The organism is Acinetobacter sp. FDAARGOS_559, from assembly GCF_003940475.1.
In the GTDB taxonomy this organism is placed as follows: Bacteria; Pseudomonadota; Gammaproteobacteria; order Pseudomonadales; family Moraxellaceae; genus Acinetobacter; species Acinetobacter baumannii.
Window position 1 is genome coordinate 1,297,816 of the sequence record NZ_RKJG01000005.1, and the last position, 16,442, is coordinate 1,314,257.

The 16,442-nt window shown below is 38.7% G+C and carries 20 protein-coding genes and 1 tRNA gene; 4 read left to right on the top strand and 17 right to left on the bottom strand.

The window, feature by feature from the left end; translation table 11 throughout:
* Positions 1-14: 14 nt before the first annotated feature.
* The gene (locus EGS71_RS07680) at positions 15-194 is read right to left on the bottom strand and encodes a hypothetical protein (RefSeq protein WP_000139632.1); all 180 of its coding nucleotides are present in this window, start codon (positions 192-194) and stop codon (positions 15-17) included.
* A gap of 207 nt (positions 195-401) precedes the next feature.
* Between EGS71_RS07680 and EGS71_RS07685 the strand changes: the two genes are divergently transcribed.
* Entirely contained in the window at positions 402-1,637 is a 1,236-nt protein-coding gene (locus EGS71_RS07685; RefSeq protein ID WP_000383200.1) for a pyridoxal phosphate-dependent aminotransferase, read from the top strand.
* A 51-nt stretch (positions 1,638-1,688) separates the two neighbouring features.
* Here the strand turns inward: EGS71_RS07685 and EGS71_RS07690 are convergent, their stop codons facing one another.
* A complete protein-coding gene (locus EGS71_RS07690) occupies positions 1,689-2,099 on the bottom strand; it encodes a GFA family protein (RefSeq protein WP_001014252.1) in 411 nt (136 codons plus the stop codon).
* A 185-nt stretch (positions 2,100-2,284) separates the two neighbouring features.
* On the opposite strand from EGS71_RS07690, the gene EGS71_RS07695 reads away from it, so the two are divergent.
* A complete protein-coding gene (locus EGS71_RS07695) occupies positions 2,285-2,722 on the top strand; it encodes a PaaI family thioesterase (RefSeq protein ID WP_000795395.1) in 438 nt (145 codons plus the stop codon).
* Between the two features lie 14 nt (positions 2,723-2,736).
* Here EGS71_RS07695 and EGS71_RS07700 read toward each other — a convergent pair whose 3' ends face one another.
* Both EGS71_RS07700 and EGS71_RS07705 read right to left on the bottom strand, forming a co-directional pair.
* Positions 2,737-3,165, bottom strand: a complete 429-nt coding sequence (locus EGS71_RS07700) for a hypothetical protein (protein ID WP_000855167.1) — start codon at positions 3,163-3,165, stop codon at positions 2,737-2,739.
* Between the two features lie 41 nt (positions 3,166-3,206).
* A complete protein-coding gene (locus tag EGS71_RS07705) occupies positions 3,207-3,341 on the bottom strand; it encodes a hypothetical protein (protein WP_085944103.1) in 135 nt (44 codons plus the stop codon).
* 58 nt (positions 3,342-3,399) lie between these two features.
* Between EGS71_RS07705 and EGS71_RS07710 the strand changes: the two genes are divergently transcribed.
* A tRNA-Asn gene (locus tag EGS71_RS07710) sits at positions 3,400-3,475 on the top strand.
* 181 nt (positions 3,476-3,656) lie between these two features.
* Here the strand turns inward: EGS71_RS07710 and EGS71_RS07715 are convergent.
* The 12 genes from EGS71_RS07715 to EGS71_RS07770 all read right to left on the bottom strand — a co-directional run bounded on the left by EGS71_RS07715 (position 3,657) and on the right by EGS71_RS07770 (position 13,975).
* Positions 3,657-4,415 (bottom strand): SDR family oxidoreductase, encoded by a 759-nt coding sequence (locus tag EGS71_RS07715; protein WP_000880601.1) that lies wholly within the window; start codon positions 4,413-4,415, stop codon positions 3,657-3,659.
* A 292-nt stretch (positions 4,416-4,707) separates the two neighbouring features.
* Positions 4,708-5,352 (bottom strand): tRNA-(ms[2]io[6]A)-hydroxylase, encoded by a 645-nt coding sequence (locus tag EGS71_RS07720; protein WP_000095056.1) that lies wholly within the window; start codon positions 5,350-5,352, stop codon positions 4,708-4,710.
* A gap of 6 nt (positions 5,353-5,358) precedes the next feature.
* Positions 5,359-6,084 carry a pyridoxine 5'-phosphate synthase gene (gene pdxJ / locus EGS71_RS07725; RefSeq protein ID WP_000729414.1) on the bottom strand — a complete coding sequence of 242 codons (726 nt, stop codon included), beginning with the start codon at positions 6,082-6,084 and terminating at the stop codon, positions 5,359-5,361.
* Positions 6,085-6,097: 13 nt separating this feature from the next.
* Positions 6,098-6,811 carry a DNA repair protein RecO gene (gene recO / locus EGS71_RS07730; protein WP_000985104.1) on the bottom strand — a complete coding sequence of 238 codons (714 nt, stop codon included), beginning with the start codon at positions 6,809-6,811 and terminating at the stop codon, positions 6,098-6,100.
* A 9-nt stretch (positions 6,812-6,820) separates the two neighbouring features.
* On the bottom strand, positions 6,821-7,021 hold the full coding sequence (locus EGS71_RS07735; RefSeq protein ID WP_002010472.1) for an NF038104 family lipoprotein: 201 nt from the start codon (positions 7,019-7,021) through the stop codon (positions 6,821-6,823).
* 18 nt (positions 7,022-7,039) lie between these two features.
* Positions 7,040-8,062, bottom strand: coding sequence for a GTPase Era (gene era / locus EGS71_RS07740; RefSeq protein ID WP_086225832.1), 1,023 nt, complete (start codon positions 8,060-8,062; stop codon positions 7,040-7,042).
* Between the two features lie 11 nt (positions 8,063-8,073).
* Positions 8,074-8,766, bottom strand: coding sequence for a ribonuclease III (gene rnc / locus EGS71_RS07745; RefSeq protein WP_000160699.1), 693 nt, complete (start codon positions 8,764-8,766; stop codon positions 8,074-8,076).
* Positions 8,738-9,112: a DUF4845 domain-containing protein gene (locus EGS71_RS07750; RefSeq protein ID WP_001224039.1), complete on the bottom strand. Its 375-nt coding sequence runs from the start codon at positions 9,110-9,112 to the stop codon at positions 8,738-8,740. The genes rnc and EGS71_RS07750 overlap by 29 nt, the downstream gene beginning before the upstream one ends.
* Before the next feature lie 23 nt (positions 9,113-9,135).
* Positions 9,136-9,963, bottom strand: coding sequence for a signal peptidase I (gene lepB, locus EGS71_RS07755; RefSeq protein WP_000344900.1), 828 nt, complete (start codon positions 9,961-9,963; stop codon positions 9,136-9,138).
* Between the two features lie 70 nt (positions 9,964-10,033).
* Positions 10,034-11,851 carry a translation elongation factor 4 gene (lepA, locus tag EGS71_RS07760; protein ID WP_000035781.1) on the bottom strand — a complete coding sequence of 606 codons (1,818 nt, stop codon included), beginning with the start codon at positions 11,849-11,851 and terminating at the stop codon, positions 10,034-10,036.
* Positions 11,852-12,025: 174 nt separating this feature from the next.
* Positions 12,026-12,478, bottom strand: a complete 453-nt coding sequence (locus EGS71_RS07765) for an acyl-CoA thioesterase (RefSeq protein WP_000094834.1) — start codon at positions 12,476-12,478, stop codon at positions 12,026-12,028.
* A 120-nt stretch (positions 12,479-12,598) separates the two neighbouring features.
* Positions 12,599-13,975 carry a Do family serine endopeptidase gene (locus tag EGS71_RS07770; RefSeq protein ID WP_000842416.1) on the bottom strand — a complete coding sequence of 459 codons (1,377 nt, stop codon included), beginning with the start codon at positions 13,973-13,975 and terminating at the stop codon, positions 12,599-12,601.
* A gap of 230 nt (positions 13,976-14,205) precedes the next feature.
* On the opposite strand from EGS71_RS07770, the gene nadB reads away from it, so the two are divergent.
* A complete protein-coding gene (gene nadB / locus EGS71_RS07775; protein WP_031946290.1) occupies positions 14,206-15,849 on the top strand; it encodes an L-aspartate oxidase in 1,644 nt (547 codons plus the stop codon).
* Positions 15,850-15,903: 54 nt separating this feature from the next.
* Here the strand turns inward: nadB and EGS71_RS07780 are convergent, their stop codons facing one another.
* Positions 15,904-16,320: a PaaI family thioesterase gene (locus tag EGS71_RS07780; protein WP_000842540.1), complete on the bottom strand. Its 417-nt coding sequence runs from the start codon at positions 16,318-16,320 to the stop codon at positions 15,904-15,906.
* Positions 16,321-16,442: the final 122 nt, after the last annotated feature.

Here is a 16,442-nt window from a genome sequence, read left to right on the forward strand (position 1 = left end):
TTTTTTTATTTAAATTAGCGCTTACCCATAGAACGACGAGTACCACGCGGTGGCATCCAAGTTCTATCTGCATATTGTTCAGGTTTCGGACGTACTTGGTTGTGTACAGCATCGCCTGCTTGGTTACTTTCATTCGGCATTGGAAATGGCAATTTCACCAAAGCCTTTTTCTGTTTTGGCTGTTGCTCAGTCATGATTCATTCTCGATATTTCGATTGCGGCTTATTATAAAGGATTTTTCTTGTTTCTTTCGAAAAAAGCTTCAATTGAATAAAACCGCAACAAGATCTTTCATAAATTAAACTTTTTTACATCTAAAAATCCCCACATCCGCAAATTGCTTAATTTTTGCGATAAGATAGTGTGCTTTTTATTTTTAATCCCATAAGAGGAATATTGCCGTGGACGTACGTCTTTCTGATCGTGTCAATGCTATCAAACCGTCCCCTACACTTGCTGTAACTAATAAAGCTGCTGAGCTTAAAGCTGCTGGTAAGAACGTGATTGGTTTGGGTGCTGGCGAGCCAGATTTTGATACCCCTCAACACATCAAAGATGCTGCAATTGAAGCGATTAATAATGGTTTCACCAAATATACGGCTGTAGATGGTACTCCTGGGTTAAAAAAAGCAATTATTGCTAAATTAAAGCGTGATAATAATCTTGATTACCAACCTAACCAGATTTTGGTTTCTTGTGGCGGTAAGCAAAGCTTCTTTAACTTGGCACTAGCATTATTAAACAAGGGTGATGAAGTGATCATCCCTGCGCCATTCTGGGTAAGCTATCCAGATATGGTCATTATTGCTGAAGGTACGCCTGTTATCGTGAAATGTGGCGAAGAGCAACGTTTCAAAATTACACCTGAACAATTAGAAGCAGCAATTACTCCTAACACTCGTTTAGTGGTATTAAACAGCCCATCTAACCCAACAGGTATGATTTATAGCAAAGCTGAATTAGAAGCTTTAGCTGAAGTTTTACGTCGTCATCCGCAAGTATTTGTTGCATCTGACGACATGTATGAACCAATTCGTTGGGAAGATGAGTTCTACAATATTGCAACTGTTGCACCTGATTTATATGACCGCACGATTGTTTTAAATGGTGTTTCTAAAGCATATGCAATGACAGGTTGGCGTATTGGCTATGCAGCCGGCCCAGCAAAAATCATTGGTGCAATGAAAAAAATCCAGTCTCAATCAACTTCTAACCCGACTTCAATTTCGCAAGTTGCTGCTGAAGCTGCGTTGAATGGCCCACAAGATGTTTTAAAACCAATGATTGAAGCGTTTAAACGTCGTCATGACTTAGTGGTTAATGGCTTAAACGACATCAAAGGGATCTCTTGCTTACCTGCTGATGGCGCTTTCTACGCGTATGCAAATATTCGCCCTCTTATTCGTGCAAAAGGCTTAAAATCTTGCACAGAATTCTCTGAATGGTTACTTGAAGAAACTGGCGTAGCGGTCGTTCCTGGTGATGCATTTGGTTTAGGTGGTTTCATGCGTATTTCATATGCAACAGCTGACGAAGTACTTGTTGATGCGTTAGCACGTATCAAAAAAGCTGCTGAATCAATCGAAGGCGTTGATGCTGCAATTGCATCTATCGAAGCTGAAAAAGCTGCTAAATAATTTGAAAATATAAAAAAGGCCTCAAAATTGAGGCCTTTTTTATAATTAAAATTATTCTAAATTAAATAAAGCTGCCACCTCAGCCTCAGTCAGTTTTTTTGTATCATTCTGAAAATTATAAAAATCAGGTTTTGAATCAATAAAAATTTCCATATCTAATTTCAAGTCTTTTACTGGTTCATTTAAAGAAAACACATTGATATTGCAGTAACTTTGATCTTTTGTTCTCCAAAAAATTGTTGTTCCACAAGCGTTACAAAAGCCTCTTTCACCCCATTCAGAAGAGTTAAATACACTAAGATGCTTTTGCTGAATAAACTTTAAACTACCTTTAACTACATCAACTGTCATAATGACACCACTGGTTTGTCTACGACACATCGAGCAATGGCAAACATGTACATCATGATTTTTTAACTCAACTTCGAAAGCTGTTTCACCACATAAACACTGTCCGTTCATTATTATTTTCCACAAAAAGTTTATATTTTTAGAGTTATAAAATATTCTGCTCAACCAAATTTTACAAGTTTATAAACTATAAGTGACCTATCTTTCTATTCACTCCAACTTGACAATAGTTAATTTAACGCCTAATTTAACATCAAGTTCCATTTTAGAACTTTAATAACTGAAGGACTCAAAAAATGAAAAATCCTATGGAAATGACAGGCCTCGAATTTTTACAAGCCATGATTGAAGGTCATATTCCACCTGCCAGTATTAGCAAAACTATTCCGATGCAACCTACTGAGATTTCAGAAGGATCTGTAACTTTCAAAGCACAAGCAGATCATAATCACCTAAATCCTTTAGGTGGTGTACATGGTGGTTTTGCTGCAACTGTTCTAGATTCAGTAACTGGCTGTGCTGTACATACAATGCTACCTGCTGGTGTGGGTTATGGAACCATAGATCTTAATGTGAAAATGTGCCGCCCTCTTCCACAAAATCAGGTTTTAATTGCCACAGGTAAAGTGATCAATTTAAGTAAAAATTTAGGTATTTCCGAAGGAAAAATTACTGATGAAGAAGGCAAACTTTATGCTTATGCAACAGCAACCTGCATGATTATTCGACCATAAAAACCAAGGCAGCTTTAAACGGCTGCCTTTTTTATTAAGTAAGGAATATCTGGGCGGTCACAAGTTTTCGCAACCACATAAGGTGCCCAAATATTCTTAAGTTGAAGCTCTATCACTTCATGATGCTGAGTAGACCAGGCTAAAACTTTATTTTTACCTAGGAATAATTCCCCTTCGAGCTGGAAAATATAGAGAGGTTTAGATTGATCTAATACCTTGGAACACTTTAAAACTTTCAACGAAGTATGCACATCCCATTTTGAACTAAACCAGAGTTGTAGTAAGTCACCTAAATACAAATCTTGTTTTTTAAATGGAAAAGCATCGATCCATGCATCTTCTACAGGTGTGTAATAAGATTCTGGTTGATTTAAAATATTGAGATAATTGCGTTGATAAAAATCAAAATTAGAAAAAATAGAAGCAACAGTAAGTGTTTTCATACTTATCTCCGATTTAGCCATTTTAGTGCTGGCAAGTTGGTTTAAATCCACACTGTTTGGATTACTCCAAACGCTTGTTCTTTTCTGAATCTAGCAATTGAATTTTCAAAGTGCAAGTAATTTATGATCTCACCTTTCAACTGGTCAAATAAAAAGCATACAAGACAAAAATGAATAAAACATGACGATTTTTACTTGACCCTTGTCAAAATCTCCTTATAATCGCATGCAGATTCTCCCATAGCTCAGTCGGTAGAGCGACGGACTGTTAATCCGCAGGTCCCTGGTTCGAGCCCAGGTGGGAGAGCCAAATACTAAAAAGCCCGCAGCATTAAAGCGGGCTTTTTTATTACTCTCTATTAAAGTATACCTATAAAAAATCCCCTACTGCCTGTAGAGGATTTGCTTTTCATAATTCAAATATTTACCAAAACAAATCATTAGATCTAAACTTAGGTGACCTTCTACGCTTAGATCTTTTTAAAATTACATTATTCCACTTCTACAACTTTTAAAGGGTTAAAAGTTTGAGTCGTTGGCATCATTTCTATACGGTTAATATTAATATGCGGTGGTTGTGATGCGATCCATGCTACTGTATTTGCAATATCTTCCGGCAAAATTGGATTTTTCTTATCGTATAGACTATTAGCTTTCTCCTGATCCCCCTTAAAACGTACAAGAGAAAATTCGGTACCACCACACAACCCTGGTTCAATATTCGTTACTCGCACGCCAGTACCAGCCAAATCTGCACGTAGATTTAAACTAAACTGCTCTACAAAAGCTTTTGTTGCCCCATATACATTACCACCTGGATATGGGTATGTACCTGCAATTGAACCCATATTAATGATTAAGCCTGATTTCTTCTTTACCATACTTGGTAAAATTAATCGGGTAACCGTAACAAGGCCTTTAACATTGGTATCAATCATGGTGTACCAATCATCTAAATCCGCTTTATCTGCTGGCTCTAGACCCAATGCCAAGCCTGCATTATTCACTAGTAAGTCAATTTGATCGATTTGAAATTCATTTGGTAATTCTTTAAATAACTTATTTATATTTTCTGCCGTATCAGTCATATCAAATACGAGTGGGTAGAAATTTTCGCCAAGCTGTTTTTGTAGTTCTTCTAATTTTTCTGCGCGTCTTCCACATCCAATAACTTTATAGCCTGACTCAATCAGTTTCTTTGAAATACTATAACCAAAACCTGCTGATGCGCCTGTAACTAATGCTAACATTCTTATATCCTTAGAAATAATTAACTGCTTCAGTTGAACTCATGATGAACATATCAGCCTTTATATTTACACAATATTTATTATTAGCCTAAAAAAATAAAAGTTTTTTTAAAAATTTTAAGAGAAATTTAAATCTGTAAAAATATATTTATTAAATAATGATATGCATTAAAAAACTAAAAAATGGTCCTTACTTAACCTTAAATATCGACTCAAACTATTTAGAAGTTAGAGCTACTTAATAAAAAAGTTTACCGTGAAAGGTAAACTTTTTAACTTGAGGTATCCAAGCTTATGCAGGGATACCACTATGAAAACGGAAAGTATCATCTGGAGTCAAAATCAGATTCTTTTCAACTTCACGGATATGTTCAATACGCTGTTGAATATCTTCTTCAGGATCTTTCATTTTGGCAGTTTTTGCGACGTCAAGCGCTAGTGCTAAATAGTCTTCAAAATGACGAGATTCTGACTTAAGCAAGTAACGGTAATAACGTCCTAACTCATCATCAACACGCGGAGCAAGCGCATAAAAACGTTCACATGAACGTGCTTCTACAAAAGCCCCAATCACGAGTACATCAATTAGAGCTTCTGGTTCATATGTGCGGATTTCTTTTCGTAAGCCACCTGCATAGCGTCCAGCACTTAAACCTTTCCACTCTTGCCCACGTTTTGTCATAAATTCTAGAACTTGTTCATAGTGAAGCATTTCTTCACGTACAAGCTGGGCAAGCTTAACTTGTAGGTCCGTAAAAAAACTATAGCGGAACATCAAGTTCATGGCTGTACCCGCTGCCTTTTTCTCACAGTTAGCATGATCTTGCATCAAGATGTCTAAATTATTAACGGCCTCATCCAACCATTCTTTTGGGGTTTGGCACCCTAAAAATGCTAATACAGGCTGCATTAATTCATCGTAATTGATACTCGACATTACTACTTATCCTGCTGCCTGAATCGCTGTTTTCATGTCTTTCACCGCCTGTACCAGCCCAACAAAAACACTTTCCGCAATAATTGAGTGACCAATATTTAACTCATGAATTTGTGGAATTGCCGCAATTGGAGCAATATTTTTCAGATTCAAACCGTGACCAGCATTTACAACCAAACCTTTTGAAGCTGCGTATTCCACACCTTTTACGATGCGAGCAAGTTCTTCTTGTTGCTCTTGCTCTGTTGTTGCATCTGCATACGCCCCAGTATGTAATTCAATAGTAGGCGCTCCACAAGCAATTGCTGCATCAATTTGAGCAAAATCAGCATCAATAAAGAGTGAAACATCACAACCAATGGCAGCTAAGGCTTGAGTTGCAGCTTTAACTTTTTCAAAGTTACCTACTACATCTAAACCACCTTCTGTTGTAACTTCTTGGCGTCGTTCTGGTACAAAACACACATGTTGCGGTTGAATTTCTTTCGCAAACTCAACCATTTCATCAGTTACGGCCATTTCAAGATTCATACGTGTTTTCAATAATGGACGCATACGACGTACGTCATCATCTTGAATATGTCTGCGATCTTCACGCAAATGCAAAGTAATCCCCTCTGCACCCGCTTGTTCACAAATAAGAGCAGCTTCTACAGGGTCTGGGTAAGCAGTACCGCGCGCCTGTCTTAAAGTAGCAACATGGTCTATGTTTACACCAAGCAATGCAGCCATAAAAAAATCCTAATTACGATTGAGTTTGAGTATTTTGAATCCACAATTGTCGACTTTTTAGGGGACGGTCACCTAAAAGCGATGTAATCATTTGACGGTATAGTTTACCTAATAATTGCAATTGTTCGTGAGAAAAATCCTGTCCCTGCTCATAATTCAGCATGGATAAAATTGCTTTTCCTGACAACGATGAGCGACTTGCCTGAACAACGGGGGCAAATCCTTCAGTCACTTGAAACTGATAAAACTGTTGAGGCAAAATTTCTTTTTGTGAGCTATCAATTGAAAAATCAATCGCATAGCCCAGCTCTGCAAGCAAGATATGCTCAAATTGCCTCAAGATCTGTCTAAGAAATAAATCCGGATTTTCATGAGAAGACAGCTGCTGGAGTTGAAGCAGCGTTAACTGATATTGTTCAAAAGTTTGTGGCATTGCCTCTTCTAGTGGGCAAAGTCTAAGAACAATTTCGTTTAAATAGAATCCTGCAAAAAAAGCATCGCCAAAAAAGAAAACCGGCTGATTTAGTATTTCCAGCTTTGTAAAATTTTTGAGCTCACTTTTGCCTGTGGCTTGTAAACGGATTGGCTGATATTGAGGAGGCGGAGTCTGTCTTAAAATACCATCAACCCGCCCATATTCTTGAGTGAAGAGATGCACAATATGGCTTTTTTCACGATATTTACGATGGTGAATCATATATCCATGTAGGACTTCATTGCGCATCATAAAAAGAAACTATTCCTCAGATTCTTTTTCTTTTTTATCTTCGTCATCACCATCAGGAATTACAGCCCCTACAACAGCAGCTGTACCCTTCACTACACCTTTAGTCGTTTTATAAGCAATACCTACTGGTACGGTTACAAGCTTATATACACAACCTTGCAACATCAATGTACATCCAACGATAATCAATATTGATGTAATTGCTTTCATACCAGTATTCCCTACTTTTTAGATATCACTATATCCTAAACTTTTTAAAGCACGTTCATCATCAGACCAACCGCCTTTGACCTTAACCCATAAGGTAAGCATGATCTTTTGTTCGAACATTTTTTCCATGTCTTTACGTGCATCCATGCCAATTGTTTTAAGCTTGGCACCTTTTTCACCAATTACAATCGCTTTTTGACCAGGACGATCCACAAAAATAGTTGCATCAATATAGGTACATGCTGGTTTTAAACGACCAGTTTTTTCATTAATAGTTGCTTCTTCCGTTTTGAAAGATTCAATTTGTACTGTTAAATCATAAGGTAGCTCTTCACCCAACTGACGCATGATTTTTTCACGGATGATTTCACTTGACAAGAAGCGCTCTGAACGGTCCGTAATTTGATCGAATGAATATAAAGGTGGCTGATAAGGAAGATATTTTTCAATCGTTTCACTTAAGTGCTCTAAGTTTGCTCCACGGAGTGCAGAAACAGGAACAATCTCAGCAAAATTCATAAGTTTGGCACGTTCTTGAATTAAAGGGAGAATCTCTCTCTTATCTCCAAAAGTATCAGCTTTATTAATCACCAAAATAACTGGCATATCAGCATTCTTGAGTTTCTCAAGAACTAAATCGTCATTTTGAGTCCACTTGTGGGCATCAATAACAAATAAGACTAAATTCACGTCACGTAACGCAGAATGCGCAGCACGGTTCATCATTTTATTGATTGCACGTACTTCTTTCTTATGCATACCTGGGGTATCGACATAAACCGCTTGCATTTTTTCACGCGAATCAATACCAATAATTTTATGGCGTGTCGTTTGAGGTTTACGTGAAGTAATAGAGAGTTTTTGGCCCAATAAATGGTTCATGAGGGTAGATTTACCCACATTTGGACGTCCTACAATCGCCACAAATCCGCTCTTAAAATCCGAAGGAATTGTAACGCCTTTGGAACTAAAAAATTGATCAATCAGATTGTTTGGATCTTGGTTTTCGTTTGAATCTGGATTGATTTGATCAGAATGCATCGACATGCAGGTTATTGCTCCAATAACTTTAAAATTTCCGCCGCTGCTGCCTGCTCGGCAAAACGACGACTTGACCCCTCACCATGAATTTTTGATAAACCATCTACCAAACATTCAACTTTAAAGTGCTGATGAGGCGCATCACCCTGAATATCTACAACCTCGTAAACAGGGAGAGGTTTTTTACGTGCTTGTAGATACTCTTGTAAACGTGATTTTGGATCCTTGAGTTGATCTGTTGGCTCAATATGATCTAAATAAGGCGTATACCATTTTAACACAATATCTTTGAGTAGGTTCAGATCACTACTATCAAGATAAATTGCACCAATAATAGCCTCCACTGTGTCAGCCAATATTGACTCACGATGATGACCACCAGATTTCAACTCGCCTGTGCTTAATATTAAACACCGACTAAGTTGCAAATCGGTTGCAATTTTACCTAATGCTTCCTGACGTACTAAAGTCGCGCGCATACGCGTTAGTCGCCCCTCATTTTCATGAGGGTACGCATGGTATAAATAATTGGCGATAATCATCCCCAACAGTGAATCGCCCAAAAATTCCAGACGTTCGTAGTTATACTTATGACTCACCGAACGATGAGTCAAAGCCAACTGTAGCAATTCAGGCTGCTTAAATTGATAACCGATTCGACTGAGTAAGCGAGGATCACTTAGCTTGAACTGATGTTTTGTCAAAACTCTTCTCAAATGTTAAAACTAAATCAATATTCAGTAAGAAAGGCTTTCTTACCTCATATTTCTTTTTGACTGTTAGACTTGGCTGGTTAAACACTTCAGCAATCTCTTTAAAATGCAGATCACGAATGTTGTTCATTTCCAGTCGTTGGTCCATCTGTGTCATAAACTTTTGGGGTGTGATATCAGCCGAGCTTTGTTGCATAAGCTCTGTAATCTGATTATTAATCACACGATCATCCCAATATGCTGGCCAAACTGCAAGTACGGCTTTCACCGCAATTGCAAATATGACCACCCCAAATAAAATTGCTAAATACGAAGTACCCTGTTGTGCCTTACGCATTTTTGTTTTCCTAATGGTTGTTTTTAATCTATTTTCCCATTTCGGTTAAAGCTTGGCAGGTGGAAACCAGGTTCTTTATGCATCCAGACATAGAAAGCTCGGCCTGTTAAATTTTCTTCAGGTACGAAGCCCCAGAAACGACTGTCAGCACTTTGATCACGGTTATCCCCCATTGCAAAGTAATGTCCTTTCGGAACTGTTACTTCCCAATATAAACCGTCTTGGTTTGCATATTTACCATTATCAACATAGTTGATAAATGGTGCCTGACGCGCAACATTTACGCCTTCAAGCTCACGCATCGTAAAGGTATGATCACCAATTGTTTCTTTATGATAAATAGAAGTTGGTGTATCTAAAGCATCTTTTTCGCGACTAAACTGTGTTGGTACTTTAGGAATTTTTTGACCATTAATAATCAATTGTCCATGATCATAAACAATATGGTCACCAGGTAAGCCAATTACACGTTTAATATAACTAATAGTAGGTTGTGGTGGATAACGAAAAACGATGACATCACCACGTTTCGGTTCACCGATATCAATCACTTTTTTATTGACGATAGGTAAACGGACACCATAGTCAAATTTATTAACTAAAATAAAATCGCCAGTCTCTAAGGTCGGAACCATAGAGTCTGATGGAATATTAAATGGTTCATAAAGAAATGAGCGAAGTACAAGCACAACAGCTAAAACCGGCCAAAAGTCATAGGCCCATGTAATAACAAAATTTTCGTTCTCTCGCCCTTTATTTGCACGCTGTTTAAAAACAAGCTTATCTAGCAACCACACTGCAAATAAAATCAGCGTAACAGGAACAAGAATTAAATTAAAATCAAAATCCACAGGACCTCACTCGCAGCTTAGCTGCTTGCCTTGCGGCTGGGAGAAGATAAGTTCATCCCAGCCTTTTCTCTTATCTTTCTACTTTCAAAACAGCTAAGAACGCTTCTTGTGGGATTTCTACACTACCCACTTGTTTCATACGTTTCTTACCTTCTTTTTGTTTCGCAAGTAGTTTCTTCTTACGAGACACGTCACCGCCATAACATTTTGCTAAAACGTTTTTACGCATCGCCTTCACGGTCGAACGAGCAATAATTTGTGCACCAATAGCAGCCTGAATTGCGACATCGAACATTTGACGTGGAATCAAATCTTTCATTTTCTCAACTAAAGCAATACCACGATGACGAGCATCATTACGGTGACAAATCATTGCAAGCGCATCGACCTTCTCACCATTAATTAACACGTCAACCTTAACTAAAGATGAACTCTCAAAACGAATAAAGTTATAGTCAAGTGAAGCAAAACCACGTGAACATGATTTAAGCTTATCAAAGAAGTCCATAACCACTTCAGCCATAGGAATTTCAAAAGTAATTGAAACTTGATTACCTAAGAATTTCATGTCTTTTTGTACACCACGGCGCTCAATACATAGGGTCATGACGTTACCTAAGTACTCTTGCGGTACAAGAATATGACACTCTGCAATTGGCTCACGCAAATCTTCAACAACAGAACCATCCGGCATTTTAGATGGACTATCAATATAGATCGTATCGCCTTTTTTAGTGACAGCTTCATACACTACCGTTGGCGCTGAGCTGATCAAATCAAGGTCATACTCGCGCTCTAAACGCTCTTGTACGATTTCCATGTGCAACATGCCCAAGAAACCACAACGGAAACCAAAACCAAGCGCATCTGAACTCTCAGGTTCAAAGAATAAAGCCGAGTCATTGATCTGTAGTTTTTGTAGGGCTTCGCGGAATGGTTCAAAATCGCTTGCATCAATTGGGAAAAGACCTGCGTAAACCTGAGGTTTAACCTTTTTAAAACCAGGAAGTGAAGCTACTTCAGGGGTTGTTGAAAGCGTGATGGTATCACCTACCGGCGCACCAAAAATATCTTTAATACCCGCGATAACAAAGCCTACTTCACCAGCTTCAAGCACGCCAGTTTCAGTATGTTTAGGGTTGAATACACCTACCGATGTAACAATATGAGTCTGACCAGTAGATTTAACCAACATTTTGTCGCCCTTGCGGATACGACCATCTTTAATACGAACTAAAGAGACAACACCTAAATAGTTATCAAACCATGAGTCAATGATTAATGCCTGTAAAGGAGCCTCACGGTCACCTGTTGGAGCAGGAATAACATCAACTAATGTTTCTAAAACACCTTCAACGCCTAAGCCTGTTTTTGCAGAACATGTAGGTGCATTGGTTGCTTCAATACCGATAATTTCTTCAATTTCGTGAATAACGCGCTCAGGCTCTGCTTGCGGTAAATCAATTTTATTTAAAATTGGAAGAACTTCGAGACCTTGCTCAATAGCGGTATAACAGTTTGCAACTGATTGTGCTTCTACACCTTGTGCAGCATCAACAACCAATAACGCACCTTCACAAGCAGCTAATGAACGAGATACTTCATAAGAGAAATCAACGTGTCCCGGAGTATCAATAAAGTTAAGCTGATATTCCTGCCCGTTTGGATGAGTATAGTACAACGTCACCGAAGCAGCTTTAATGGTAATCCCACGTTCACGCTCGAGCTCCATTGAGTCCAAGACCTGAGCTTGCATCTCACGATCTTGCAGGCCACCACACATCTGAATAAAACGGTCAGCCAAAGTAGACTTACCATGATCAATATGAGCGATAATCGAGAAATTTCGGATATTTTTGATATCAACGGATTTTTTAGCTTGCGCCATGGGCTACCTTGAGAAAATATAAAGTGCTATGTAGCTTGTTTTAATACATAGCCAAAGCGGTTTAACAAATTGCGAGAGATTATAGCAGATGGATATTTTAAAGTATCCAAAATTCATGAGCTTTGTACTTATGTTTTAAAAAATGGTAATTCAAAGCACAAGTAATGCTTCTGATTATCGGGCATATGAAACAGTAAAATCTAAAGGATTAATACTTGAATCAAGAGGTTTATAAGCCTGTGTAAAAGTCGGCGACATACGCTTAGGTCGACCTGAAGCAATTTCAATACATGCCCATTTGGTATTTCCGACGAACAAAATTGCCTGATCAGAAGGACGGAAAAAGGCATACTGACGAAATGAATATAAAGCATTAATATCATCTAGCCATGTCCGCAATACAATTTCTTCACCTTCAAATGCAGCTTTACGGTATTGCACATGGTGTTCAACCGCAACCATTGCATGTTTTAGCTCTAGATATTTGGTTACCCCTACCCCTAATGTTTCCACATGAGCAGCAGCGACGTCTTGCATCCACTGGACATACATTACATTGTTAACATGCCCTAAAGCATCAATATGCTGTGGCTGAACCTGAATATGTAAATCGAAAATACTGCTCACAAAACACCCACTTTAATCATTAAATTCAAAGCTAAAATTTAATTAGCTAGATCGAACATTATGCCGAATACAAATAATAAAAAACCACCCATTTTCAGGGTGGTTCATTTTTATAATATTTTACTGAATACGTAAACCAAGCATTGCTCGTTGTCCTTGACGAATAATCCCAACTCGCGCAACTGTATTTTTCGGCAAATTCGAAACAACTTTTGCAAAATCCTGACTATTCAAAATCTGAGTATTATTAACCTGAATAATCACATCGCCAGGAATGATATTTGACAATGATGCTAATCCACCACGGCGAACATCTTGTACATAAATACCGCCTTTTATACCTAAAGCATTTTTCTCTGGCACAGCGAGATCACGAATACTCATTCCCAATACTGGACCTTTAGAAGCAGAGGCTTGATTACCGGTAGCTGGTGTTTCATCAGGTGCTGTTGCTAGTGTTGCCGAGATATTTCGGGTTTTATCATCACGTAAAACTTCAAACTGAACAGTTTGGTTTGGTTGTACTTTATTTAATGCATAAAGCAAATCACTAGTACGCAGTACAGAAGCACCATTTAATTTTAGAATAACATCGCCAGCTCTAAGCCCTGCTTTTTGAGCAGGTGAATTTGGAGAAACCTGAGTAATCAGAGCACCTTCCGGTTTAGGCAATTTATAGGCATCTGCAAGGTTACGGTCAATATCTTGCATCATAACGCCTAGGTATGAACGAGTCACTTTCCCTTTCGTTTTAAGCTGTTCAGCTACATCCATCGCAACATCAATTGGAATAGAGAAAGACAGACCCATATAGCCACCCGTACCACTAAAGATACGTGAGTTCACCCCGACAACTTCACCATTTTGGTTAAACAATGGACCGCCTGAGTTACCAGGGTTCAACGCCACATCGGTTTGAATAAATGGTACAGAGGTTTCACCGCTCATGTTACGTGATTTAGCGCTGACAATACCTGCCGACGCTGAATAATCAAAACCAAATGGTGAACCAATTGCTAAAACCGGCTCTCCTACACGTAAACGGTCAACATTTCCTACGCGTAAAGCAGGATAGTTAGTTCCGTTTACCTTTAATAATGCAACGTCTGTCCGCTCATCACTACCGACCACTGTTGCATCAATTTCACGACGGTCATTTAAAGTAATACTGATGCGGGAAGCATTTTCAATTACATGGTGGTTCGTAAGTAAATAACCATCTTTACTAATAAAGAACGCGCTACCATATGCAGTTTTCTCTTGAGGACCTTGCTGCTGTGGAATGATGACCTGATTACCAAAGAAACGTTTTAAAATTTCAGGAACTTGCTGTTGTAACAGTTCATCCTGAGTCATTTTTTTTACAACGTTTACACTCACCACAGCCGGACTAACTTGTTCAACGAGGTTTGAAAAATCAACAGCAGCATTTGCTTGAACAGCAGCAACTGTAAATACCGCTGCATACATTCCTTGTTGTAAATAGCGAGATTTCATTCGATGCTCACCCACAATTGGTCTACGAGAATAAGAATAAAACTTTTGTATCACAATGCCTTGGAATTGTGCGTAACAATATGTTTATTTGTAAGGCATCCTCATCACGTTTATTTTACACATTGCAATTTTTTAAGCTAATTGCAATTTTTCTGTGACTTAGAGCGCTTAAGCTCTTGCCTTTTTAGGTAAAAAGGGGTGTCATTAGCGGACGTTTTAAATTGATGCGAATGGACATGCCTAATCAACAGACAATTCACCACTTTGACGTGATTATTGTGGGCAGTGGCGGTGCTGGTTTAAGTCTGGCTTTATCGTTACCAAGTCATTTTAATATTGCAGTTTTAGCTAAAGCTGCTTTAACTGAAGCAAGTACCTTCTATGCACAAGGTGGTGTTGCTGCAGTACTTGATGAAACTGACTCTATTCAACAACACATTAATGACACTATGATTGCAGGTGCTCATTTATGTGAAATGGATGCAGTCCAGCATACTGTAGAAGGCGGCCGTCCTTCTGTTGATTTCCTTTTAAAGCAAGGTGTGCAGTTTACCTTAGATGAAGATGAACAGCTTCATTTGACTCGTGAAGGTGGCCATTCGCAGCGCCGTATTATTCATTCTGCTGATGCAACTGGCAAAGCTATTTCAACCACTTTGGTTGAACGCGCCAAAGAACGCAAGAATATTACTATTTTTGAAAACTATATTGCGATTGATTTAATTACTTCGCATAAGCTAGGTCATACAGAGCAAGCAAATCGTGCTATTGGTTTGTATGCACTAGATGAAAGTACTGAAAAAGTTCATACCTTCCTTGCCCCATTTACCGCACTTGCTTGCGGCGGCGCAATGAAAGCTTACCTTTATACGTCTAATCCGGATATTGCTACTGGTGACGGTATTGCGATGGCATACCGTGCAGGTTGCCGTGTTGCCAATATGGAATTTAACCAGTTCCATCCAACCTGCCTTTACCATCCGCAAGCACGTTCTTTCTTAATTACTGAAGCCATGCGTGGTGAGGGTGCTTACTTACGTTTACCAGATGGCGAACGTTTTATGCTACGTTTTGACGATCGTGCAGAGTTGGCTCCTCGCGATATTGTGGCACGTACCATTGACCATGAAATTAAACGTCTCGGTATTCGCCATGTGTGGTTAGACATTACACACAAATCACCTGAGTTTATTAAAGAGCACTTCCCTACACTTTATGCACGATTGCTTGAGTTAGGTATCGACATCACTAAAGACATGATTCCGGTGGTGCCAGCTGCACACTATACCTGTGGTGGTGTTGTGGTTGACTCAAATAGCCAGACTGACATTGAAGGTCTATATGCAATTGGTGAAACCTCTTATACGGGTTTGCATGGTGCAAACCGTATGGCGAGTAACTCATTACTTGAATGCTTCGTTTATGGCATGAGTGCAGCAAAAGATATCGAAAGTAAGTTTGATAAAAACTTCAAATTACCGGAAGTACCCACTTGGGACGATTCTCAAGTAACCAATCCAGATGAAGATGTCTTGATTTTACAAAACTGGGATGAGTTACGTTCGACCATGTGGAACTACGTTGGTATTGTAAGAACCACAAAACGTTTAGAACGTGCTTTACACCGTATTGAAATGCTAAAGCGTGAAATTACTGAATATTATCAAGATTATCGTGTCAGCAAAAACCTGATTGAACTGCGTAATCTTGTACTTGTTTCCGAAATGATTGTTCGTTGTGCTATGCACCGTAAAGAATCACGTGGCTTACATTACACACTTGATTATCCGGAAACTTCGAGTGAGATTCGTAAAACGGTTCTGACGCCTCCAAACTTTGCAGTAGAGCAACCTTTGGTGAATACTAGTGTATAAATAGTTTTTTATAAAAAAGCACGGTTCATGTCGTGCTTTTTTATTACTTAAGATTTATGGTCTAGGTGGAATTGAGTAAGTCGCGGTCACATGTGCCACGGGTTCCTCTTGCCCTACCGAATAAATCCAGACCTCACCTACGACTAAGCTCTTTCCTACTTTCATGAGCTTACATTCACTGCGTAAGTCTTGATCACCCGCGGGTTTTCTCAGGAAATTAATATTGAAATTGGTGGTTACAGCTAAACCAATAATTCCAATTTCGCCGAGTATTGCAATATATAAAGCAAAGTCTGCCAAAGTCATCATAGTCGGGCCAGATATAGTACCACCCGGACGTTGATGTCTTTGGTCAACATGATAATAAACAACCGCAGCTTTAGAAGTGACTGATTCAATCGTGCAATGTTCCAAACTTTGTGGGAATTCCTTTTCAAGAAATGCCACAATTTCTTCTTTTGAGCTTTTCATCCTTGTTTTTCTTCGATTTCAGAACAGTATTCAAAATAGCATAGAATACTGCCCAATATTTTCTATGACGTTTAAAACCAGATTTCTTGTCATTTTTCACCACTCCCAAAAAAATATGAGAG